This window comes from Streptomyces hokutonensis (assembly GCF_042751305.1).
Taxonomy (GTDB): Bacteria; Actinomycetota; Actinomycetes; order Streptomycetales; family Streptomycetaceae; genus Streptomyces; species Streptomyces hokutonensis_A.
Map to the genome: position 1 here is coordinate 118823 of NZ_JBHYWD010000013.1, position 23276 is coordinate 142098.

Here is a 23276-nt window from a genome sequence, read left to right on the forward strand (position 1 = left end):
CGCGTCGGTGGTGATGGCTCTGGCCGGATCGGCTCGGGTCCAGGCTGTCGGGATGGATCAGGCGCAGGTTCAGGATCCGCGCCGGGACATCCCGGATCTGGCGCTGGTCGTGACCGCTGACACGGGCCGGACGGAGGCGTGGCACTCCGGGGAGCCGTCGTTCGGGCGCCTGTGGACGTTGTTGCAGCCGACGTACGCGGGGACGGAGCGGGTGCCGCAGGAGTGGGAGGCGGGCCGGTATCCGGCGGTGCGGATCACCGTGGTGTGGGGGCTGACCGGGGTCGGGGGCTGGCCTCGGACGAGTCGGGCTCCGGGTGGTGATGTGGCGGTGGAGCGGGAGGACCAGCTCTTCGTCGCCGGGGACGGCACACCGTGGGTGCGGACGGATCCGGCGCCGGAGGTGGCGGACGACGACATCCGCTGGCATCGGGTACCGCTCCCTGTCTTCACGCGGATGGAGCGGGCGGGGCTGCTCGGTGGGGTCGGGGGCGATACCGGAGCGGGAGCCGGGAAGGGTACGCCCGCACCTGTCTGGTGGGCGGCGGCGGGTCTGGCCGTCGGAGCCGGCGGCACGCTGCTGATACGCCGCGGGGCGGGCCGGCGTGAGGCCGGACCGCCGCGCGAGGAACCACGACAGGAACTCATCGATCTCTGAGAGTCGCCGATCTTTGACAACTCGACAGAGGGCTTGTGCCGGCTGTCAGCCGAGGTCGATCTCCGGGTACAGGGGGAAGCCGGACACCAGGTCCGTCGCCCTGCGGGAGATCTCGTCGGAGACCTTTTCGTCCAGGACGTGGGACGCCTTGCTCGGCGCGCCCGACTTCGTCGTGCCGGGCTCCGCGGTCGTGAGGACGCGGTCGATGAGGGCGGCGACCTCGTCCATCTCCGCCGTGCCCAGGCCCCGCGTGGTCAGCGCGGGGGTGCCGATGCGGATGCCGGAGGTGTACCAGGCGCCGTTCGGGTCGGCCGGGATCGCGTTGCGGTTGGTGACGATGCCCGAGTCGAGCAGCGCGGACTCGGCCTGGCGGCCGGTGAGGCCGTACGACGTCTCCACGTCGATCAGGTTGAGGTGGTTGTCGGTGCCGCCCGTGACGAGGGTCGCGCCCCGGCGCATCAGGCCGTCCGCCAGCGCGCGGGAGTTGTCGACGATGCGCTGGGCGTAGTCCTGGAAGGAGGGCTGCCGGGCCTCGGCGAGGGCGACGGCCTTGGCCGCCATGACGTGCGGGAGGGGGCCGCCGAGGACCATCGGGCAGCCGCGGTCGACCTGGTCCTTGAGGGAGTCGTCGCACAGGACCATGCCGCCGCGCGGGCCGCGCAGGGACTTGTGGGTGGTGGTGGTGACGATCTGGGCGTGCGGGACCGGGTCGAAGTCGCCGGTCAGGACCTTGCCCGCGACCAGGCCCGCGAAGTGCGCCATGTCGACCATGAGGGTCGCGCCGACCTCGTCGGCGATCTCGCGCATGATGCGGAAGTTCACCAGGCGGGGGTAGGCGGAGTAGCCGGCGACGATGATCAGCGGCTTGAAGTCGCGGGCCGACGCGCGCAGGGCGTCGTAGTCGATGAGGCCGGTCGCCGGGTCGGTGCCGTAGGAGCGCTGATCGAACATCTTGCCGGAGATGTTCGGGCGGAAGCCGTGGGTGAGGTGGCCGCCGGCGTCCAGGGACATGCCGAGCATGCGCTGGTTGCCGAAGGCCTGGCGGAGTTCGGCCCAGTCGGCGTCGGAGAGGTCGTTGACCTGGCGGACGCCCGCCTTGGCGAGGGCGGGGACCTCGACGCGGTCGGCGAGGACCGACCAGAAGGCGACGAGGTTGGCGTCGATGCCGGAGTGCGGCTGGACGTAGGCGTGGCGGGCACCGAACAGCGCCTTGGCGTGCTCGGCGGCCAGCGACTCCACCGTGTCGACGTTGCGGCAGCCGGCGTAGAAGCGGCGGCCGATGGTGCCCTCGGCGTACTTGTCGCTGAACCAGTTGCCCATGGCCAGCAGGGTGGCCGGGGAGGCGTAGTTCTCGGAGGCGATCAGCTTGAGCATCTCGCGCTGGTCGGCGACTTCCTGGCCGATGGCGTCGGCGACGCGCGGCTCGACGGCACGGATCACGTCGAGGGCGGCGCGATAGGCGGTGGACTCGTTCGAAAGGGGCGCGGAATTCTCGGGCATGGGGACCTCCGGACGTGGCGTTCGGCGTTCACGGTACGGCCCAGGCGCACGGCACACATTGCAGCTCGGGCCGCTCCCCGATGGTCGGTCCCATCCCAGCGCGCCAGTCACGGCCCGCCGGTCAGCCTACCGGGCGGGCCTGACGGTGCGGCTCCCGCGTCCACCATGCGGGCGAGGATAGGAAAGGGGCACCCTCACCCCCGGGAGACGCCGTGACCAGTACGGAAGCACTCATCGCCGCCGCCGACGCGCACACCCCGCACACCTATCACCCGCTGCCGGTGGTGATCGCCACCGCCGAGGGCGCGTGGATGACGGACGTGGCAGGGCGGCGCTATCTGGACCTGCTCGCGGGGTACTCGGCGCTGAACTTCGGGCACGGCAACCCGCGGCTGATCGCGGCGGCGAAGGCCCAGTTGGACCGGGTGACGCTGACGTCGCGGGCGTTCCACCACGACCGGTTCGGCGCGTTCTGCGAGCAGTTGGCGGAACTGTGCGGCATGGAGCTGGTGCTGCCGATGAACACGGGCGCGGAGGCGGTGGAGACCGCGCTGAAGACGGCCAGGAAGTGGGGGTACCAGGTCAAGGGGGTGCCCGACGGAAGGGCGAAGATCGTCGTGGCGGGCAACAACTTCCACGGCCGTACGACGACGATCGTCGGCTTCTCGACCGACCTGGAGGCGCGGGCGGACTTCGGACCGTACACCCCGGGCTTCGAGATCGTGCCGTACGGGGATCTCACCGCGATGCGGGCGGCGGTCAGCGAGAACACGGTGGCCGTGCTGCTGGAGCCGATCCAGGGCGAGGCGGGGGTGCTGGTGCCGCCGGCCGGATATCTGGCGGGGGTACGGGAGTTGACGCGGGAGCGGAACGTGCTTTTCGTCGCCGACGAGATCCAGTCGGGGCTCGGGCGGACGGGACGGACGTTCGCGTGCGAGCACGAAGGGGTCGTGCCCGACATGTACGTGCTGGGCAAGGCGCTGGGCGGCGGGGTGGTGCCGGTGTCGGCGGTGGTGTCGAGCGCGGAGGTGCTGGGGGTGTTCCGGCCCGGGGAGCACGGGTCGACGTTCGGCGGGAATCCGCTGGCTTGTGCGGTGGCGCTGGAGGTGATCGCGATGCTGCGGACCGGCGAGTACCAGGCGCGGGCGGCGGAGCTCGGGGAGCATCTGCACAGGGAGCTAAGGCAGTTGACGGCCACCGGGCGGGTGACGGCGGTGCGTGGGCGGGGGCTGTGGGCCGGGGTCGACATCGCTCCGGCGGTCGGGACCGGCCGGGAGGTCTCGGAGCGGCTGCTGGAGCGGGGCGTCCTGGTGAAGGACACCCATGGGTCGACGATCCGGATCGCGCCGCCGCTGATGATCAGCGAGGAGGACCTGGACTGGGGACTGGCCGGGCTGCGCTCGGTGTTGGGGGCCTAGAGATCGGTGAGGGGGCCTGCACGGGAGGCGGGTGGCGATCTCCCCTCCCCTAGAGTCCCTTTGTGCTCTTTGGAATGGTGTGCGCGCTCGGCGCGGCGATCTGCTTCGGTACGGCGACGGTCCTTCAGGCGGTCGCCACGCGGGCGGCGACGACGGGTGGGGGCGGGGACGCGGCGCTGTTGCTGCGGGCGCTGCGGCAGTGGCGGTACATGGCGGGGCTCGCGCTGGACGCGCTGGGGTTCGTGTTCCAGATCGCGGCGCTGCGGTCGCTGCCCATCTACGCGGTCGGGGCGGCCCTGGCATCGAGCCTAGCGGTGACGGCGGTGGTGGCCGCGCGGCTGCTGAAGGTGCGGCTCAGCGGGGTGGAGTGGGCGGCCGTCGGGGTGGTGTGCGCGGGCCTCGCGATGCTGGGACTGGCGTCCGGGGCGGAGGGGGACCGGGCCGGATCCACGGCGTTGAAGTGGGCGATGTTGGGGACGGCCGTCGCGGTGCTGCTGCTCGGGCTGGTCGGTGGGCGACTGCCGGAGCGGGGGCGGGCGTTGACGCTGGGGTTGGGGGCGGGGTTCGGGTTCGGGGTCGTCGAGGTGGCGGTGCGGCTGATCGACTCGCTGTCCCCGTCGTCGCTGGTCGCCAATCCGGCGACGTACGCGCTGCTCGTTGGTGGGGGCGCCGCGTTCCTGCTGCTGACGGCGGCTCTTCAGCGGGGGTCGGTGACGACGGCCACGGCGGGGCTGGTGATCGGGGAGACGATCGGGCCGGCGGCGGTGGGCGTGGTGTGGCTCGGGGACCGCACGCGGGGCGGGTTGGAGTGGTTGGCGGTGTTGGGGTTTCTGGTGGCGGTGGCCGGAGCGTTGGCATTGGCGCGGTTTGGTGAACCTGCCCCCGGCGGTGAAGCGGGTGCTGGTGCGGGTGAGTTGGGGTGAGCGTCCCTGGGGGCCGCGCCCCCAAACCCCGGCTTCGACCCTCAAGGGGCCTCGTCCTCAAACGCCGGACGGGCTGAGTCCTGGCGGCCTGCGCCCCGGTCGCCGACTCGACGCAAGGGTCGTCAGCCGCACCCCGACGCCCGTTCGCCCCTTCGTCCTGACGCCCCGTCTCGCCCCGTCGCCCCCCTTCTCGCCCCTGACCAGAGCTCGATCCGCGCGCACACGGCGTCCAGCACGGCCGATCGCGTACGCCGGCCGTTACCCAGGGACGATGCCCGTCCAGCACACCATCGGCGCCAGTGCTCTGCCACGCCTTGGCCGTCCTTGCCCGTTGGCCGCCGGCAGCCGACCACCGGCCGTCTCGGCGCTCCCTTGACCCGCGCCCGTTCCCGCCCCACCCCGCCATGCCCCACCCCGTCCCCCCTCAGTCCATCGCCTCCACGATCCCGTCCCACAGTCGTACCCTCGCCTCCAGCGCCGCTGTCGCCGTCTCCACCGCCTCCTCCCAGCGGGCGTCGTCCGTGCCGCAGAGGTCGGCGACCATCTGCATGGCCATAGGGGTGTGTTCCTCGCCGTCGACCTCGATGTGGCGGGCGAGGTAGTCGCAGAACAGCGGGAAGCGTTCCGTGCCCTCCTTCTTGATCACCTGGTCGAACATGTCCGGGATCAGGTCCTCGCGGGAGAAGGCGAAGGCGGCGGCGCGGCAGTGCAGTGGGCGGTCCTCGATGATGCCGAAGGTGGTGCGGACGAACTCGGAGGCGGGGCCCGGGACTTGGGCGCCACGCAGTGCCGCCGGCACGCCGTGACCCTCGATCAGCAGGGCGAGAAACGCGTCGATCCGGGTCGTATCGGCAGCCGCCTCGGTCATGCCGGCGCGATACAGCTCGAAGTGACTCGTGAAACCACCGTTGAGTTCGTCGCTCTCCTCGACCAGCACGATGTCGTTGATGAGTCGTCGGCTGACCTCCGACCCCCGCGGCACCCAAGGGACGTCGACACAGGTGAGTTCACGTTGCAGAGACTTCAGCAAGGACATGAAGTCCCATACCGCGAAGACGTGGTGCGCCATGAACGTCGCCATGTTCTCGCGACTGTCGATGCGATGGTAAATCGGGTGCGCGGTCACTTCTTTCCGCGCCTGCTCGATCACCGAACGAGCCTTGTCGATTCCCTCGTGCCGCATATCCCAGTCGTACCTGGACATGATTCTCCTTCGATCGGGAGAGCGATCGTGCAGCAATTCAAGTCCAGCCCGCAAGCGCTTCCCGAGATTTAGGAAAGGTTACCCCGAGTACGTCTCGACAGAATGCGCAAAGGCGACTGAAAGGATGATAAAGGGTAACGATACGGGCAATCGAAAAAAATTCGTTGAAGATTTGAACGTGCTGTGAAGAAGCTGCGTACTTGTCCCCGTGACCAGTCATCCCGTCACGGTGACCGTGGCTTATCACGTGGCGTCGGGCCGTGAACCCGACTTCCATTCGTGGGGGTGGTCGATGCTGAACGCGAGCGCTCAGCAGCCGGGCTTCATGGGAGGTGGTGTCCTTGTCGACCGAGAGGCGGAGTGGCATGTCGTCTACCGCTTCGCCAGCGAAGGGACAGCCCTGGCCTGGGAGGACTCCTCCGCCAGGGCCCAATGGGACGTCCGGGCCGCGGACTTCGCCCGACAGACGGGACGCAGGAGCGTCCAGGGCTCCAAGGTGTGGTTCGACTCACAGACCGCCGCACCGAAGACACTCACTCCGCCGGCGAAATGGAAGCTGTGGTTCGTGAACATGAGCGCGGTCTTTCCGCCGGTACTCCTGTTCAATCTGATCATTCTTCCTTATCTTGGCGGCCTCAATCCGCTCGTCCGTACATTTCTGTTGTGTCTCTGCGTGACGGCTCTCGTCACCTGGATTCTCATGCCACGGCTCCAGCGTTTCCTCAAGAAATGGCTGTATCCACCGCTCCAGGCATTTCGTGGACGGCATAAAAGACGGACTGCATAGGTCCGCCGCGAACCAAGGGAGGTGGGCGGGTGAAGACCCTGCTCATCGACAATTACGACTCGTACACGTACAACCTGTTCCAGCTGATCGCCGAGGTCAACGGCGAGGAACCGGTCGTGATCCGCAATGACGCGCCGGACGGAATTCCGGATCTCGCGGATTTCGACAATGTCGTGGTGTCGCCCGGGCCCGGGCACCCGGGCGAGCCACGTGACTTCGGCATCGCCACCGCCGTGCTCACCGACTCCCCGCTCCCCGTGCTCGGCGTCTGCCTGGGCCACCAGGGCATCGCCCTCGGCGAGGGCGCCAGGGTGACGGCCGCACCGCAACCCCGGCACGGGCACATGTCCACGGTCCGGCACGACGGACGTGATCTGTTCCGCGGGCTGCCGCAGGACTTCACCGCCGTCCGCTACCACTCGCTGGCCGTGCCCGAGCCACTGCCGGACACCCTGGAGGCCACCGCCTGGGCCGAGGACGGCGTCCTGATGGGGCTGCGGCACCGCGACCGGCCGCTGTGGGGCGTGCAGTTCCACCCGGAGTCCGTGCTGACCGAGTACGGCCACCGCATGCTCGTCAACTTCCGCAATCTCACCGCGGAACGAGCCGGCAGACCCCGCACGAAGAACACCGCCGTCACGCCGACCGTCGCCGCGATACCGCGTCCCCGGCAAGCGCCCCGCCCCACCTACCGGCTGCACACCCGGCGCATCGCCGGCGCGGTCGACACGGAGGCCGCCTTCGCCTGGATGTACGGAGCGTCGCGCCGCGCCTTCTGGCTGGACAGCGCCCTGGTCGAGGAGGGCCTCGCACGGTTCTCGTTCTTCGGGGACGACAGCGGTCCGCTCGCGGAGTTCGTGCGCTACGACGTCGAGGCCGGCACCTGTGAGATCGAGCGGGCGGGGCGGCCCACCCGCAAGGTCACCGCGAGCGTCTTCGACTACCTGAAACGACAGTTGACGACCCGTCATGTCGACGCGGGAGACCTGCCCTTCGACTTCACCGGTGGATACGTCGGCTACTTCGGGTACGAGACCAAGGCCGACTGCGGCTCACCGAACCGGCACTCGTCCGAAATACCGGACGCCTGCTGGTTGTTCGCGGACCGGCTGATCGCGGTGGACCATCTCAAGGGGTTCACGTACGCGGTCTGTCTCGCCGAGGACACCCCGTCGGCCACGTGGGAGGCCGCCGACTGGCTGGAGAGCGCGCTGACCCAGCTCAGTTTCGTCGCCACCGGGACCGGACGCCCGCCACTGCCCACCCGGGCCGAGTCCGACCTCGGCGCCGCCGAGCCGTGGCTGGTGCGGGACCGGGAGACGTATCTAACGGACATCGAGTCCTGTCAGCGGGAGTTGCGGGCGGGCACCAGCTACGAGATCTGCCTCACGAACGCGGCCCGTTTACCCGCACCGCCGGACCCCTTCGCCTTTTACCGCGAGCTGCGCCGGGTCAACCCGGCCCCGTACGCGGCCTTCCTGCGGCTGGGCGACGTGGACGTGGCCGGTTCGTCCCCCGAGCGGTTCCTGCGGATCACCCGCGACGGCATCGCCGAGGCACGCCCCATCAAGGGCACGGCGCCACGCGGCGGTGATCCGGAAGAGGACGCCCGGTTGCGGGAGGCGCTCGCCTCGGACGCCAAGACGCGCGCCGAGAACCTGATGATCGTCGATCTGCTCCGCAACGACCTGGGCCAGGTCTGCCGGACCGGGTCGGTGCGCGTGACCCGGCTGATGGCCACCGAGACGTACGCGACCGTGCATCAACTGGTCTCCACCGTCGAGGGCCGCCTGCGGGAGGACACCGACGCGGTGGAATGCGTGCGGGCCTGTTTTCCCGGCGGTTCGATGACCGGGGCGCCGAAGCTGCGCACGATGGAGATCATCGACCGACTGGAGACCGAGGCGCGAGGCGCGTACTCCGGCGCCCTCGGCTATCTCGGGTGCAGCGGGGGAGCGGATCTCAACATCGTCATCCGTACGGCCGTTCTCGCCGACGGGCTGATGCACCTGGGCGCCGGGGGCGCGATCGTGCTCGACTCCGATCCGGCCGACGAGTACGACGAGATGCTCCTGAAGACCGCGGCCCAGATGCGGGCCCTGCACCAGTACACCGGAAACCGGATCCGCGAGCAGGGCGACCATACGGCGACCCGAGCCGCCCTGCGCGCCGAGCGTGTCCGCGGCGAGCAGACCGTCGCTGAGGAGCCCGTGCGATGACGACTCCGCAGACCGTGCTCCCGCCGGCCGACGCCGAGGCCCCTGGCAACCTCGCCGCCCAGCTCGCCGGGCTGACCGAGCGGCGCGGCTGGGACGGGCGCGCCGCCTTCCATCAAGGGCACCGGACCTGGACCCACGGCGAGGTGCACGCGCTCGCCGCGCGGGCCGCCACCGTGCTCGCCGGTCACGGTGTACGGCCCGGTGACCGGGTGGTGCTGGCGCTGCCCGACGGCATCGCCTGGGTGACGGCGTTCCTCGCGACCGCCCGGCTCGGGGCCGTCGCGGTACTGGTCAATCCCGAACTCCCCGCGCCCGACCAGGAGTTCATGGCCGCGGACGCCGAGGCCGTGCTCTGCGTGACCGGACCGGGCCTGGAGAACCGTTTCCCCGACCGGCCCCGTCTCGGAGCCGATCAACTGCTCGCGCTCACCGCCACCACCGGGCCGACCCCCGCCCACCCGGTCGACGCGCACGCGCCGCTGTACGTCCAGTACACCTCCGGCACCACGGGCACTCCCAAGGGTGCCGTGCACACGCACGGCGACCCGAAGGCCTACCACGACCTCATCGGACGGCGGCTGCTGCGGATCACCGAGGACGACGTCACGCTGTCGGTGTCCAAGCTGTACTTCGCCTACGGCTTCGGCAACGCCTTCGTCTTCCCGCTCTTCTCCGGTTCCTCCGCCGTCCTGGTGGACCGGCGCCCGAACCCGGCGGCCGTGGACGAGTTGGTGGCCCGGCACCGGGTGACCCTGCTCTACTCCGTGCCGTCCGCGTACGCCGCGCTGGTGGCCGACCGGGGCAGCGGGCACGAGGCCTGTTTCGCCTCGGTACGTGCCGCGGTGTCGGCGGGCGAGGGCCTTCCGGAGCAACTCGGCGCACAGATGGCCGAGTTGCTCGGGGCACCGGTGCTGGAGCAGATCGGCTCCACCGAGGCCGGTCACGCCTTCTGCGCCAACAGCTTCGGGCACAACCACCCCGGCACCGTCGGCCGCCCCGTGCCCGGCTTCGAGGTGGAGCTGCGCGACGGCGCGGGCCGCCCGGTGCCCGACGGCGCCGAGGGCGAGCTGTGGGTGCGCGGCCCGACGGTGACCCCCGGCTATCTGCACCGGCCCGAGGAGAACGAACGCACCCTGGTCGGCGGCTGGTTGGCCACCCACGACCGGGCGGTCCGCGAGCCGGACGGATCCTTCCGGCATCTGGGCCGCGCCGACGACATGGAGATGGTCGGCGGCATCACCGTCTCCCCGCTGGAGGTGGAGGCCGTACTGCGCACCCATCCGGCGGTGAAGGAGGTCGCCGTCGCGGCCGTCACCGACGGGGCCGGGGCCAGCCGCCTGCGCGCCTTCGTCGTCCCGGTCGCCCGGGCCCCCGAACACCTCCAGGACGACCTGCTTCAACTGGCCCGCGCGCGACTCGCCGCCTTCAAGGTGCCGCGCAGCGTGAGCCTCGTCCCGTCCCTCCCCCGCACCTCCACCGGCAAGCTCCGCCGCCACCTGGTCCGCCAGGGCGCCTGGTGACCACGACAGAAAGGAACGGCCAGATGCGCGAGCAGCACTCCCCGCTCACCGACCGCGGCTTCTACCTGGGCCCGATCTTCCGGCGCGCGGCCGAGCGCCACGGAGCCGTCCACGTCACCCTGGACCGCCCCCTGGACACCCATCCCGCACGGGGCGTCGACCTCACCTACACCGATCTCGCGGACATCGTCGAGGACCTGTCCGGCCGGCTGTGGGAAGCGGGCGTACGGCCCTCCGAGCGGGTGGTCGTCCACAAGACCGACAACGTCGACATCGTGCTGCTGACCTGCGCGGTCTCCCGGATCGGCGCGGTACCTGTGCTGCTCTCCCCCGCACTGGCCGGACCGGTCGTGGCCCAGTTGGTCGGAACGCTGCGCCGTCCGTGGCTGATCACCGACCGGGCCAAACTGGACGGACCGCTCCAGGAGTCGGAACTCCCGGTGCGGGGCGTCCTGTCCGTGGACGAGGCACCGGGGGCCGAGTCCCTCACGAAGTACGCGGGTGCCGAGCGGCCCGAGGCCGTACGCCTGCACCCCCGCGAGCCCGCCCTGATCACGCACAGCTCGGGCACCACCGGCCTGCCCAAGCTCGCCGTGCACTGCGCGAACACCATGTGGAACCGGCTGATCCCGCAGCAGGCGATGGGCTGGCCGACGCGCGGGGAGACGGCCGCGCTGCACATGTCGTTCGTGCACTCGCGCTTCTACCATCTACTCGGCGTGCTGCTGCGCTTCGGCAGCCCGCTGGTGCTCATCACCGACCCGGACCCGGCGGCGGTGGCACCGCTGCTGGCCCGGCACCGCCCCGGCATCGTCGAGACCCACCCCAACACCTTCGTCCTGTGGGAGGAGTTGGCCGACGCACCCGGCGCACCGCTGTCGCGGGTGCGGTCCTACGGCTCGACGTTCGACGCGATCCACCCGCGCACGGTACGGCGGCTGCTGGACGCCTCCACCCGGCGCGCCCCCTGGCTGCTCCAGCTCTACGGGCAGAGCGAGACGGGCCCCGTCGCCTTCCAGTGGTTCACCCGGCGCAGCGCGGCGCGGGCCGACGGGCGACGGGTCGGCATCGGGATACCGGGCTTCACGCGCGTCCGGGTCACCGGCGCCGACGGCCGGCCCGCGGCATCCGGGACACCCGGCCGGATCGAGGCCCGTACCCGGGGCCGGATCCTCACCTACCTCGGCCTGCAGGACCGCTACGACCGTCAACTCCACAACGGCTGGTGGGAGATGGGCGACATGGGCTACCGCAGCCGACTGGGCGCGCTGTACCTGATCGACCGTGAGATCGACCGGATCGACTCCGTGCACAGCAATCTGGAGGTCGAGGACGTCCTGATGGACCGGCTGGAGGAGCTGCGCGAGGTGGTCATCGTGCCCGGCGCGGACCGGGAGCCCGTGCCGGTGGTGTGTGTGCGCGGCGAGAAGCCCCTGGACCCCGAGCGCTGGCGGAAGGCCACGGCGGACCTGCCGGCGATGGCCGAGCCCCGGCAGTGGCGGTTCGAGGAGCTGCCGATGACCGCGACCTGGAAGGTGAAGCGGGTCGAGATCACCCGGATGCTGACGGCGGGTGTGCGCGCGTGAACCCGGTCGTGGTGGTCGGCGCGGGACCGGTCGGTCTTTCGGCCGCTCTCGCGCTCCGGGCGCGTGAACTGCCGGTCGTCCTGCTGGAGTCGGACGCGAAGGACCGCGAACGCCCGGGCAGCCGGGCCCTGTTCGTGCACCGGGAGACCCTCGCGCTGCTCGACGGCATGCTGCCGGGACTCGCCGCCGAGATCACCTCCTACGGGCGGACCTGGCAGACGCGCCGCACCCTCTACCGGGGCCGCGAGGTGTACTCCCGCACCTTTCCGTCCCCGTCCGGTCCGCCGCCCTTCACCAGTCTGCGCCAGGTGGACACCGAGCGCTTCCTGCGGGCGGCCTGCGAGCAGGCCGGGGTGGAGTTCGCCTGGGACGCGCGCGTGACGGACGTCCGCACGACACCGACGGGCGTCTCGCTGAGCTGCGCGGACGGACGGGAGCGGGAGTGCTCCTACGCGGTCGCCGCCGACGGCGCCCGCTCCACCGTCCGGGGCTCGCTGGGCATCGCCATGGAGGGCAGCAGGGGCGAGGGCTTCCATGTGGTCGTCGACGTGGCCGACGTCCCCGGCGCCGAACTGCCGCTGGAGCGCGTCTTCCACTACGAGCATCCCGGCGTCGGCGGACGCAGCGTGATGCGGGTGCCGTTCACCGGGGGCTTCCAGATCGACCTCCAGTGCCGGGACGACGACGCGCAGGAGGAGTTCGGGACCGAGGAGGCCGTACGGGACTGGCTCCCGGCGGTCGTGGGCGAGGGGTACGCCGAGCGTGTCCTGTGGGTGTCGACGTACCGCTTCCTGCGCAAGGTGGCCGCCACCTTCACGGACCGCCACCGGCGGGTGCTGCTCGTCGGCGAGGCGGCGCATCTCTTCCCGCCGTTCGGGGCGCGCGGGATGAACAGCGGGATCGCCGACGCGGCGGCAGCGGCGGAGGCGATCGCCACCGGGGCGGTCGAACCCTTCTCCGAGGTACGACGCTCCGCCGCGCTGTTCAACAGCGCGGCGGCCGGAGCCGCCCTGGACCACCTTCGTCCCCGGCGCCGGATCGTCCGGGTGAAGCAGCGCACGGCCGCGGCGCTCGCGCCCGTACTGCCGTGGTGCGGATCGTGGCTGGAGCACGCGCCGTACGGACCGCGGCACGGGGCGCCGGCCGCTGCGGGCCGCAAGTACTGAGAACAGAAAGGGCAGTTGTGACTCAATCCGTCATCGTGGAAGGTCTGTCGACGTGGTCGCCGGGTCAGGGTCTGACTCCTGCCGGGGCGTCCGGGGGGCGACTGCTCGCCGCGGACTCCTGGCTGGTGCGGGACGGCAGGGTGCGTGACCTGGAACGGCATCAGGAGCGGTTCCTGCACGCCTGCGGCGAGGCCGGCGGGCCACCGCTGAGCTGGCTGCTCCAGTTCTGGCGGGACATGACCGGCGCGCTGCCACGCACCGGCGACTGGTTCCCTCGTGTCGAACTCACCGCCGGCTCACTGGAGTTGCGATTCCTGCTGCGGCCCGCGCCACCGCTCGGGTCCGGTGTGCGGGTCTGGGCGGCGGGCCAGCACGATCCCCGGATCGTCCCCCGTCGCAAGGGTCCCGACCTCGACGCCCTCGGCGAGGTCCGCAGGCGGGCGTCGGAGGAGGGCGCCGAGGAGGCGGTGCTCGTCACGCCCTCCGGCTTCGTCCTGGAGGCGGCCACCGCGAGCGTGCTGTGGTGGGAGCACGACACGCTGTGCCTGCCCTCGCCACAGCTGCCGGTCCTGCCCGGAGTGACCGCCGCCCTCATCCAGGAACGCGCCCTGCGCACCGGCATCCGCGTCGCCCACCCCGAGCGGAAGGTGGCCGAGCTGGACGGCCGCGAGGTGTGGCTGGTGAACGCGCTGCACGGCATCCGACCGGTCACGGCCTGGATGGGCGGGCTGCTCCGGACGGCACCGGCCGAGCGGGCGCCGGAATGGCAGCGGTGGCTGGAGAACACCGCGGAGGCACTGCCGGAGAAATAGCGAACCGCGAGGACAGGCCAAACGCGGCGAGCGAACCGCGGCGAGCGGAAAAAGAACGGGCATCGGCCACTACCGCCGATGCCCGTATTCGCCATTTCCCTTTACCGGGTCGTTTACCGTATTCCCTTTACCGCACAGCCCCTATTAGGCCGGCTGATAACCCCCGGGCACCATCCGTGTCGCGATCGCGATCCGGTTGTACGCGTTGATGACGGTCGTTGCCCAGATCAGTGCCGCGACCTGCGCCTCGTCGAAGGCCGCCGCCGCCTCGGCGTAGACCGCGTCCGGTACATGTCCGTCGTGGACCAGGGTCACGGCCTCGGCCAACGCCAGTGCGGCGCGCTCGCGTTCGGTGAAGAAGGGGGTCTCCCGCCAGGCGTTCAGGGCGTAGAGGCGCTGCTCGGTCTCGCCGGCGGCACGCGCGTCCTTGGTGTGCATGTCCAGGCAGAAGGCGCAGCCGTTGAGCTGCGAGGCGCGAATCCTGATCAGTTCCAGGATTTCCGGTTCGACCTTGGCGTCCTGGGCCGCGGTCACGGCGGCGCCGTGCAGGGATCCCATCGCGGCGGACACGTCAGGGGTTATTTTCTTCAGTCCCACACGGGTTATCGCATCACTGTTGCTCATGGCCCGACTCTATCCGCACTCACTGTATTCAGGAATGGGAAACGGTGCGATTACCCGGCGTCCGGGAGACGCACCTGCCCGAATTGGCACACGATCACGCCCTCGAATTGGACCATGCTCATGGGCCGCCACTCGCCTAGGGTCGAGGCATGACCGCTGACGAAACCCCCCGATACGCCCCCGAACACAGCCCCCGTCTCAACTGGGCCGAGCACGCCCCCGAGGTCTACAAGGCGATGGTCCGTCTCGACGCGGCGGCCCGCCGGGGGCTCGACCCGAAGCTGCTGGAGCTGGTGAAGATCCGCGCCTCGCAGCTCAACCACTGCGCGTTCTGCCTCGACATGCACACCAAGGACGCGCTGGCGGCGGGCGAGAGCGTGGAGCGGATCATCCAGCTGGGGGCGTGGGAGGAGTCGCGGCACTTCTACACCGAGAAGGAGCTCGCGGCGATCGAACTGACCGAGGCGATCACGGTCCTCACGGACGGCTTCGTGCCGGACGAGGTCTACGACCGGGCCGCCGCACAGTTCGAGGAGGCCGAACTGACCCAGCTGATCGCCGCGATCACGGTGATCAACGCGTGGAACCGGTTCGGGGTCAGCGCGCGGATGGTGCCGGGGCACTACAAGGCGGGACAGCACAAGTGACCTTGCGGACAAGGGGGTTGGACGCCGGCGGGGTCGAGCTGTTCCGGAGTCTGCATCTGCGGCGGCTGCCCGGTGATCCGCTCGTGCTGCCCGGGCCCTGGGACGCCGCGAGTGCGCGGGCGTTCGTCGACGCCGGGTACACGGCGCTGGCCACGCCCAGTGCCGGGGTCGCGGCCTCGTTGGGATACGAGGACGGGGAGACTCCGGCGGACGAGATGTTCGCGGCGGTCGCGCGGATCACGCGGGCCGTGGACGTGCCGGTGTCGGCCGATGTCGAGGGCGGATACGGCCTCCCTGCCAAGGAGTTGGTGGAACGGCTCCTGGAGGCGGGGGCCGTGGGGTGCAACCTTGAGGACTCCAACGGGGGTGTCCTCAAGGACCCACGGCAGCACGCGGAGTGGCTGGGCGAGGTGCGGGCCGCGGCGGCGGACCGGTTGTTCGTCAACGCGCGGGTCGACACCTTCCTCCACGGCGACGGAGATCCCGAACGGGCCATCGAGCGGGCCGCGTTGTATGTCGCGGCGGGTGCCGACTGCGTCTATCCGATCGAGGCGCCCACCGCTGTGCTGCCGTTGCTGCGGTCCGGTATCCAGGGGCCGCTCAACGTGTTCGCGCGGCTGGACGCCGAGGGCCCCTCGCCCACCGAACTCGGTGAACTCGGGGCCACGCGCGTCACGTTCGGCCCGGGGCTGCAGCGGTGGGCGGCACGCGCGTTGGAAGGGATGGCCCGGCAGCTGAAGCGGTGACCGGGTTCAGGACAGCCATGCCTTCCAGGTGGCGGGGTGGCTGTCCACCCACTTCTCCGCCGCGTCCGCCGGGGAGAGTTTCTGGTCGGCGATCATCAGGGAGACCTCGTTCTGGTCCTCGGTCGTCCACCTGAACTTCTTCAGGAAGGCCGCCGCCTTGCCGCCGCTCTTGGCGAAGTCGGTGTTGAGGTACTTCTGGAGCGGGGTGTGCGGGTACGCGCAGGCGACCTTGGCCGCGTCGGCGTCGCAGCCCTCCTTGTAGGCGGGGAGTTTCACCTCGGTCATCGGGACCTTCTTGAACAGCCACTGGGGTGCGTACCAGTAGGTGAGGAAGGGCTTCTTCTCCTTGGCGAACTGCTTCATCTGGGTGATCTGCGCGGCCTCCGAACCGGCGAACACCACCTGGTAGTCGAGCTTCAGGTTGGTCACCAGGGCCTTGTCGTTGGTGACGTAGGAGGGTGAACCGTCCATCAGCTGGCCCTTGTTGCCGCTCTCGGCGGTGCGGAACAGCGAGGAGTACTTGTCGAGGTTCTTCCAGTCGGTGATGTCGGGGTGCTGCCTGGCCAGGTAGGTCGGGACGTACCAGCCGATGTGCCCGGTGACTCCGAGGCCGCCCGCGCGGGTGATCGTCTTCTTGTCGTCGACGTAGCGCTTCTCCTGGTCGGGGTGGCCCCAGTCCTCCAGGATCGCGTCGACCCGGCCCTGGCTGAGCGCGTCCCAGGCGGGGACCTCGTCGACCTGGACGGTGTCCACGCGGTAGCCGAGCTTGTGCTCCAACAGGTACTGCGCGACAGCCACGTTGGCCTGCGCGCCCACCCAGGACTGGACGGAGAGGGTCACCGTCTTGGCGCCCTGCGCGTTGGCGAAGGGCGAGGCCTGCTTGGTCATGTCGGCGGCGCCGCAACCGGTGAGCAGCACCAGCGACGCCACGGCGGCGGTCGTACGGACTCGCATGTCAGGCTCCCTTCCTGGTGCGGCGTTCGGTCGGCTGGGTCACGCGGTCGAGCATCAGGCCGAGGCAGACGATCGCGGCGCCCGCGACCAGGCCGGTCGCCAAGTCGCCCTGGGCCAGGCCGAACACGGCGTCGTAGCCGAGCGCGCCACCGCCGACCAGGCCGCCGATGATGACGACGGCGAGGACGAGGACCACGCCCTGGTTGACGGCGAGGAGCAACGCCGGGCGGGCGAGCGGGAGTTGGATCTGCCTCAGCTGCTGGGTACTGGTCGCGCCGAGCGAGCGGGCCGACTCCAGGGCGGCCGGGTCGACCTGGCGCAGGCCCTGGGTGGTGATGCGGACCACGGCGGGGAGGGCGTAGACGACCGCGGCCGCGACGGCGGGGGCGCGGCCCACACCGAAGAGCGCGACGACCGGGATCAGGTACACGAACTGCGGCATCGTCTGGCAGACGTCGAGGACGGGGCGCAGGGCGCGTTCGAAGCGGTCGCTGCGGGCGGCGGCGATGCCGGTCGCGAAGCCGAGGACGAGGGTGACCGCCACGGCGGCCAGGACCTGCGACAGCGTGTCGAGCGACGGCTTCCACACGCCGAGGACACCGATCGCGGCCATGGCGAGGACGGCGGTGAGCGCGGTGCGCCAGGTGCCGATCACCCAGGCGAGGGCGGCGACGATCAGCAGCACCGACCACCAGGGCAGCCACTGGAGGCCGTCGCGTACGGGGTCCAGGACCCAGGTGGTGAAGTGGCCGGCCCAGTCGGCGGTGCCGCCGAGGTAGGGGACGCCGGAGTAGAGGTGGGCGGTCATCCAGTCGACGACGCGGTTCACCGGTTCGGCGATGTCCAGGGTCCAGCCGGAGGGCCAGTCGAGGGCGCCGGCCAGACGGACGGCGACCGCTACGACCACGGTGGCGCCGAGCGCGTAGAGCCATCGGCGCGGGTCCGGAGCCGTGGGTTCGTCGGTCTGCTCGCCCGCCGCCGCCGTGACCCGGTCGAGCACGACGGCCAGCAGCACGATCGGGATGCCGGCGGCCAGGGCCGCGCCCACGTCCACCGACGCGAGCGCCTGGTAGACGCGGTCCCCGAGGCCTCCGGCGCCGATCACGGAGGCGATGACGGCCATGGAGAGGGCCATCATGATCGTCTGGTTGAGGCCGAGGAGAAGCTGCTTGCGGGCCAGCGGGAGGCGGGCGGTGAGCAGGCGCTGGCGTCCGGTGGCGCCCAGGGACTCGACGGCCTCAAGAACCTCCGGGTCGGCGTCGCGCAGGCCGAGCGCGGTGAGGCGGGCCATGGGCGGGGCGGCGTAGACGACGGTGGCGAGGACGGCGGCGGGGACGCCGATGCCGAAGACCAGGACGACGGGGAGGAGGTAGGCGAAGGCCGGGAGCACCTGCATGGTGTCCAGGACCGGGCGCAGCGCGCGGTCGGCCCTCGCGGAGAGGCCGCCGGCCAGGCCGAGCAGGGCGCCCACGACGACCGAGGTGAGCACCGCGACCACCATGAGCGCGAGCGTCTGCATGGTCGGCACCCACATACCGAGCAGCCCGCAGACGAGGAACGCGACACCGGTCCCGACCGCGAGCCGGACGCCCGCGACCCGCCAGGCGACGACCGCGCCGAACGCGGTCACGCCCGCCCAGCCCGCGGCGAGCAGCACCAGGTAGACGGCGCGTACGGAGAGGACGACGGCGTTGCTGATGTAGCCGAAGAAGTAGAGGAACAGCGGGTGGCTGTCGCGGTTGTCGATGATCCAGTCGTTGGCCCGGCCCAGCGGACCGGACAGGTCGACGGTGAGGGCGCCCGGCCAACTGCCGCTGGACCAGTGCGCGTCGGCGAGCGGGACGAGGACCGCGGCGGCGAGCGCGAGCAGCAGGAGCTTGTGCGCGGCCCGGTGCCGGAGGACGCCGGGGAGGGCGAGGCGCGGGGCGGATGCGGTGACCGTGGCCATCAGACCGCCTCCTTGCCGGCACGGGTACCGGCTCCACTCCCGGCTCCGGCTCCACTCCCGGCTCCGGCTCCACTCCCGGCTCCGGCTCCACTCCCGGCTCCGGCTCCATTCCCGGTTCCGGCGCCGCCGTTGGTTCCCGCGACCACCCCGAGCAGCGCGTCCGAGTCGACCATCCCGACGCAGCGTCCGCGGTCGACGACCCGGGCCGGGACGCCGGCGCGCGCGACCGCCTCGATGGCCTCGGAGACGGTGGCGCCGGGGGCCACGGCGGGACCGCCGCCCGCGTCTCCGACCCTGCCGGCCTCCGCCGCCGTCGCCGCCCGCATCGCCGTACGGACCGTCATGACCTCGGCGCGCGGTACGTCCCGTACGAACTCGCGGACGTAGTCGTCGGCCGGGGAGCCCACGATCTCCTCGGGGGTGCCGAGTTGGACGATGCGGCCGTCGCGCATCAGGGCGATGCGGTCGCCGAGTTTCAGCGCCTCGTTCAGGTCGTGGGTGATGAAGACCATCGTGCGGCCCTCCTCGTGGTGCAGCCGGACGACCTCCTCCTGCATGTCGCGCCGGATCAGCGGGTCGAGCGCGCTGAACGGCTCGTCGAAGAGGAGGACTTGGGGGTCCACCGCCAACGCCCGGGCCAGGCCCACGCGTTGGCGCTGGCCGCCGGAGAGCTGGCCGGGCCGGCGCTGCTCCATGCCTTCCAGGCCCACCTTGTTGACGACCTCGGCGGCCCGGCGGCGGCGCTCGGCCTTGCCGATGCCCTGGATCTCCAGGCCGTAGGCGACGTTGTCGAGGACCGTGCGGTGCGGGAGGAGGCCGAAGTGCTGGAAGACCATCGCGGCGCGGTGGCGGCGGAGTTCGCGCAGCCGGGCCTTGTCCATCGCACGGACGTCCTCGCCGTCGATGGCGATGGTGCCCGCGGTGGGTTCGATGAGGCGGGTGAGGCAGCGGACCAGGGTGGACTTGCCGGAGCCGGACAGGCCCATCACCACGAAGACCTCGCCCTTGCGTACGTCGAAGGAGACGTCACGGACGGCGGCGGTGCAGCCGGTGCGGGTGCGCAGGCCTGCGGCGTCCAGGGCGGTGAGTTCGGGGTCGGCCGGGACCCGGTCGGCCTTGGGGCCGAAGACCTTCCAGAGACCCTCAACAGAGAAGACAGGGCTGGTCATCACGCACCACCCCCGATCAGGTCCACGGCCCGTTCACCGACCATGAGCACCCCGATCATCGGGTTCACGGCGGGCATGGTCGGGAAGACGGAGGCGTCGGCGACGCGGATGCCGTCAAGGCCTCGGATCTTCAACTCGGCGTCTACCACCGCGAGTTCGTCGGAGTCGGCGCCCATGCGGCAGGTGCCCGCCGGGTGGTACACGGTGTGCGCGACCTTGCGGGCGTACTCGCTCAGCTCCTCGTCACCCGTGATGCCGGGGCCGGGACACACCTCGCGCTTGAGCCAGCCGGCGAGGGGTTCGGTCGCGGCGATCTCGCGGGCGATGCGGATGCCGTCGACGAGGGTGCGGGCGTCGTAGTCGTCCTCGTCGGTGAAGTAGCGGAAGTCCAGGGCGGGTTTGACGGCCGGGTCGGCGCTGGTCAGGTACAGGCGCCCGCGGCTCTTCGGCTTGGGGATGTTCGGGGTCATCGAGACGCCGAACTCCGGGCGTTCGTAGCCGAGCCGCTCGGGGTTGTCGGTGAAGGGGACCTGGTAGAAGTGGAACATCAGGTCGGGGCCCGGGAGTTGGGGGTCGCGGCGTACGAACAGGCCCGCGTCGGAGTCCATCGCGGAGTTCTCCGGGATCGGTCCGTTCGTCTCCCAGACGATCACCGACTCGGGGTGGTCGAGCAGGTTCTCGCCGACGCCGGGCAGGTCGAGCGCGACGGGGATGCCGAGTGCTTCGAGGTCCTTGCGGGGGCCGATGCCCGAGTGCAGGAGCAGGCGCGGGGAGTCGACGGCACCCGCGCAGAGGACGACTTCGCGGCGGGCGCGGACGAGGAGTTCGTCGCCGTCCTTGGTGCGGACGTGCACGCCCTCGGCACGGGTACCGTTCAGCTCCAGCCGGTGGGCCCAAGTCTCAAGGAAAAGGGTCAGGTTGGGGCGCTCGTCCATCACCGGGTGCAGATACGCCACGGACGCGCTGGACCGCTTGTTGTTCTCGGGGTGGTAGGCGAGGTCGAAGAAGCCGACGCCGTCCGTGAAGGGGGCCTTGTTGAAGCCCTCGATACGCGGGACGTCCAGCGCCTGCTGCGCCGCGTCGACGAAGTCGCGGGCGATGGCGTTCCGGTCCTTCTCGTCGACGGGGACGATGTTGTTGAGGAGGCGGGCGTAGTACGCCTCCATCGAGATCGCGCCCCAGCCCTTGGCGCCGGCCGCCTCCCACTCGTCCCAGTCGGACGGCAGCGGCTTGAAGGCGATGAGGGTGTTGTGCGAGGAGCAGCCGCCGAGGACGCGGGCGCGGCTGTGTCTGATGTGCGAGTTGCCGCGCGGCTGTTCGGTGGTGGGGTAGTCGTAGTCCAGGTCGCCGCCGAGGAGGCCCATCCAGCGGCGCAGGGTCAGTACGTCCTCGCGGCCGACGTCGGTGGGGCCGCCCTCGATGACGGCGACCGTGACGTCGGGGTTCTCGGTGAGGCGGGAGGCGATGACGGAGCCTGCGGTGCCGCCGCCGATGACGACATAGTCGTACATGTGGTCTTTCATGTACTCGTTCTCGGGCATGGGGGTACTCACTCCAGTCGGGCAATCGGAGAAGAAGGAGGTGGGGGGCTCAGCCCGCGAACCAGCGCACCGGCCCCGGCGCCAGGTTCTGGTAGACGTGCTTGGCCTCGCGGTACTCGGCGAGTCCGGCAGGGCCCAACTCCCGGCCCACGCCGCTCTTTCCGAAGCCGCCCCACTCCGCCTGCGGAAGGTAGGGGTGGAAGTCGTTGATCCAGACGGTGCCGTGCCGCAGGCGTCCGGCGACGCGGCGCGCGCGGCCCGCGTCGGTGGTCCAGACGGCGCCCGCGAGGCCGTACTCGGTGTCGTTGGCGAGCGCGACGGCCTCGTCCTCGGTGCGGAAGGTCTCGACGGTGAGGACCGGTCCGAAGACCTCTTCGCGTACGACGGTCATCTCGCGGTGGCACTGGTCGAGGACGGTCGGCTCGTAGAAGTAGCCGCCGGCGGGGCGGGTCGCGGAGGGCTCGGGGCGCCTGCCGCCGGAGCGCAGCACCGCGCCCTCGGCGAGGGCACCGGCGACGTACGACTCGGTCCTGGCGCGCTGCTGCTCGGAGACGAGCGGGCCGCACTCGACGCCGTCCTCGGTGCCCCGGCCGAGACGGATCTTCGCGGCGCGGCGGGCGAGTTCGGCGACGAAGCGTTCGCGGACGGTCTCCTCGACGATGAGCCGGGAGCCCGCCGAGCAGACCTGGCCGCTGTGGATGAAGGCCGCGTTGAGGGCCTGGTCGACGGCGGTGTCGAAGCCCTCCTCGGTGGCGCAGGCGTCGGCGAAGACGACGTTGGGGTTCTTGCCGCCGAGTTCGAGGGCGACCTTCTTCACGGTCACGGCGGCGGCCTGGGCGACCTTCGTGCCGCTGACGAGGCCGCCGGTGAAGGAGACGAGGTCGACGTCGGGGTGTTCGGCGAGCCGGGCGCCGACCGTGTGGCCGGGGCCCGTGACGATGTTGGCGACACCGGCCGGGAGCCCGGCCTCGACCAGCAGGTCGATAAGGGCGATCGTCGTCAGCGGGGTGATCTCGCTGGGCTTGACGACGAAGGTGTTGCCGGCCGCGAGGGCGGGCGCGATCTTCCAACTCGCCTGGAGAAGAGGGTAGTTCCAGGGGGTGATCAGCGCGCAGACACCGACGGGCTCGTACACGACGACGCTGTGGACGTCGAGCGTACCCGCGTCGACGACCCGGCCGGGGGCCTCGGCGGCGACCAGGTCGGCGAAGTAGCGGAAGGCGTCGGCGACACAGTCGATGTCGACCCGGCCCTCCTCGACGGTCTTGCCCGCGTCCCGGCTCTCCAGCAGGCCGAGCTTCTCGCGGTCGCGCACGAGCAGGTCGGCGACGCGGCGGAGCAGGGCGGCGCGCTCGGCGACGGGGGTGCGCGGCCAGGCGCCCTCGCCTCCGTCGAAAGCGGCGCGGGCGGCGGCGACGGCTATGTCGGTGTCCTTCTCGTCGCCCTCCGCGACCACGGCGAACGGCAGCGCGTCGGCGGGGTCGGTGATCTCGCGCGTGGCGCCGGAGACCGCTTCCAGCCATTCCCCGCCCGCGTGGATGGTCTTCCCCGCCTGCTGTTCCGTTGCGTCCGCCATGATCGGTACTGCCTTCCGTTCCTGTTCAGAGCCCGAGCGTCACCCAACTGTCACTCTCGGGGACGGCGAGCGCCTGCCCGGGGACGTCCGTAGGCATGCGCGATCCATGGCTGAAAGTGGGCCGGATCACTGAACAGGGGGACAAAAGCCGCATCAAGGTGAGGATGGCTTGGACGGTCGACGTCACGACGCACGGGCGCTTCATGCCCCGCGGGCATCACAGCGCACGAAACAGGTCTTGGACGGGACCTGCGATCAGGCCGCACGGTGGAGTCGAACCC

19 protein-coding genes and 1 riboswitch are annotated in these 23276 nt (G+C 71.0%); of the genes, 11 read left to right on the plus strand and 8 right to left on the minus strand.

The window, feature by feature from the left end; genetic code table 11:
* Positions 1 to 52: 52 nt before the first annotated feature.
* Complete coding sequence (locus ACFXC1_RS31125; protein ID WP_381248720.1) at positions 53 to 655, plus strand: hypothetical protein; 603 nt, start codon at positions 53 to 55, stop codon at positions 653 to 655.
* 45 nt (positions 656 to 700) lie between these two features.
* Here ACFXC1_RS31125 and ACFXC1_RS31130 read toward each other — a convergent pair whose 3' ends face one another.
* Positions 701 to 2155, minus strand: coding sequence for a glycine hydroxymethyltransferase (locus ACFXC1_RS31130; RefSeq protein ID WP_381248723.1), 1455 nt, complete (start codon positions 2153 to 2155; stop codon positions 701 to 703).
* Positions 2156 to 2186: 31 nt separating this feature from the next.
* Positions 2187 to 2276: riboswitch (ZMP/ZTP riboswitch) on the minus strand.
* A 91-nt stretch (positions 2277 to 2367) separates the two neighbouring features.
* Here ACFXC1_RS31130 and rocD point away from each other — a divergent pair.
* Together rocD and ACFXC1_RS31140 are read left to right on the plus strand one after the other, a co-directional pair.
* Positions 2368 to 3573, plus strand: a complete 1206-nt coding sequence (gene rocD / locus ACFXC1_RS31135) for an ornithine--oxo-acid transaminase (protein WP_381248726.1) — start codon at positions 2368 to 2370, stop codon at positions 3571 to 3573.
* 74 nt (positions 3574 to 3647) lie between these two features.
* Positions 3648 to 4496, plus strand: a complete 849-nt coding sequence (locus tag ACFXC1_RS31140; protein WP_381249030.1) for a hypothetical protein — start codon at positions 3648 to 3650, stop codon at positions 4494 to 4496.
* A gap of 424 nt (positions 4497 to 4920) precedes the next feature.
* Here the strand turns inward: ACFXC1_RS31140 and ACFXC1_RS31145 are convergent, their stop codons facing one another.
* The gene (locus ACFXC1_RS31145; RefSeq protein WP_381248729.1) at positions 4921 to 5700 is read right to left on the minus strand and encodes a DUF3050 domain-containing protein; all 780 of its coding nucleotides are present in this window, start codon (positions 5698 to 5700) and stop codon (positions 4921 to 4923) included.
* Between the two features lie 208 nt (positions 5701 to 5908).
* Here ACFXC1_RS31145 and ACFXC1_RS31150 point away from each other — a divergent pair, with 208 nt between their 5' ends.
* Genes ACFXC1_RS31150 through ACFXC1_RS31175 form a run of 6 tightly spaced genes read left to right on the plus strand, consistent with a single transcriptional unit; the run spans position 5909 to position 13790 of the window.
* Positions 5909 to 6487, plus strand: a complete 579-nt coding sequence (locus ACFXC1_RS31150) for a putative antibiotic biosynthesis monooxygenase (protein WP_381248732.1) — start codon at positions 5909 to 5911, stop codon at positions 6485 to 6487.
* Positions 6488 to 6516: 29 nt separating this feature from the next.
* A complete protein-coding gene (gene pabB / locus ACFXC1_RS31155; protein ID WP_381248735.1) occupies positions 6517 to 8706 on the plus strand; it encodes an aminodeoxychorismate synthase component I in 2190 nt (729 codons plus the stop codon).
* A complete protein-coding gene (locus ACFXC1_RS31160) occupies positions 8703 to 10226 on the plus strand; it encodes an AMP-binding protein (protein WP_381248738.1) in 1524 nt (507 codons plus the stop codon). The genes pabB and ACFXC1_RS31160 overlap by 4 nt, the downstream gene beginning before the upstream one ends.
* Before the next feature lie 23 nt (positions 10227 to 10249).
* Positions 10250 to 11812 (plus strand): class I adenylate-forming enzyme family protein, encoded by a 1563-nt coding sequence (locus ACFXC1_RS31165; protein WP_381248741.1) that lies wholly within the window; start codon positions 10250 to 10252, stop codon positions 11810 to 11812.
* The gene (locus ACFXC1_RS31170) at positions 11809 to 12978 is read left to right on the plus strand and encodes an FAD-dependent monooxygenase (protein ID WP_381248743.1); all 1170 of its coding nucleotides are present in this window, start codon (positions 11809 to 11811) and stop codon (positions 12976 to 12978) included. The genes ACFXC1_RS31165 and ACFXC1_RS31170 overlap by 4 nt, the downstream gene beginning before the upstream one ends.
* A 17-nt stretch (positions 12979 to 12995) precedes the next feature.
* Positions 12996 to 13790 (plus strand): aminotransferase class IV, encoded by a 795-nt coding sequence (locus ACFXC1_RS31175; RefSeq protein WP_381248746.1) that lies wholly within the window; start codon positions 12996 to 12998, stop codon positions 13788 to 13790.
* Between the two features lie 144 nt (positions 13791 to 13934).
* Here ACFXC1_RS31175 and ACFXC1_RS31180 read toward each other — a convergent pair whose 3' ends face one another.
* Positions 13935 to 14414, minus strand: a complete 480-nt coding sequence (locus tag ACFXC1_RS31180; RefSeq protein ID WP_381248749.1) for a carboxymuconolactone decarboxylase family protein — start codon at positions 14412 to 14414, stop codon at positions 13935 to 13937.
* Positions 14415 to 14563: 149 nt separating this feature from the next.
* Between ACFXC1_RS31180 and ACFXC1_RS31185 the strand changes: the two genes are divergently transcribed.
* A complete protein-coding gene (locus ACFXC1_RS31185) occupies positions 14564 to 15061 on the plus strand; it encodes a carboxymuconolactone decarboxylase family protein (RefSeq protein WP_381248752.1) in 498 nt (165 codons plus the stop codon).
* The gene (locus ACFXC1_RS31190; RefSeq protein ID WP_381248755.1) at positions 15058 to 15807 is read left to right on the plus strand and encodes an isocitrate lyase/PEP mutase family protein; all 750 of its coding nucleotides are present in this window, start codon (positions 15058 to 15060) and stop codon (positions 15805 to 15807) included. The genes ACFXC1_RS31185 and ACFXC1_RS31190 overlap by 4 nt, the downstream gene beginning before the upstream one ends.
* A 6-nt stretch (positions 15808 to 15813) precedes the next feature.
* On the opposite strand, the gene ACFXC1_RS31195 is transcribed toward ACFXC1_RS31190, so the two are convergent.
* Genes ACFXC1_RS31195 through ACFXC1_RS31215 form a run of 5 tightly spaced genes read right to left on the minus strand, consistent with a single transcriptional unit; the run spans position 15814 to position 22995 of the window.
* Positions 15814 to 16761 (minus strand): ABC transporter substrate-binding protein, encoded by a 948-nt coding sequence (locus ACFXC1_RS31195; RefSeq protein WP_381248758.1) that lies wholly within the window; start codon positions 16759 to 16761, stop codon positions 15814 to 15816.
* 1 nt (position 16762) lies between these two features.
* Entirely contained in the window at positions 16763 to 18709 is a 1947-nt protein-coding gene (locus tag ACFXC1_RS31200) for an ABC transporter permease (protein WP_381248761.1), read from the minus strand.
* Positions 18709 to 19878: a quaternary amine ABC transporter ATP-binding protein gene (locus ACFXC1_RS31205; RefSeq protein ID WP_381248764.1), complete on the minus strand. Its 1170-nt coding sequence runs from the start codon at positions 19876 to 19878 to the stop codon at positions 18709 to 18711. Before ACFXC1_RS31205 ends, ACFXC1_RS31200 begins: the two co-directional genes overlap by 1 nt.
* Positions 19878 to 21419 carry a GMC family oxidoreductase gene (locus ACFXC1_RS31210; RefSeq protein WP_381248767.1) on the minus strand — a complete coding sequence of 514 codons (1542 nt, stop codon included), beginning with the start codon at positions 21417 to 21419 and terminating at the stop codon, positions 19878 to 19880. Before ACFXC1_RS31210 ends, ACFXC1_RS31205 begins: the two co-directional genes overlap by 1 nt.
* 49 nt (positions 21420 to 21468) lie before the next feature.
* Positions 21469 to 22995 (minus strand): aldehyde dehydrogenase family protein, encoded by a 1527-nt coding sequence (locus tag ACFXC1_RS31215; RefSeq protein ID WP_381248770.1) that lies wholly within the window; start codon positions 22993 to 22995, stop codon positions 21469 to 21471.
* Positions 22996 to 23276 lie beyond the last annotated feature (281 nt).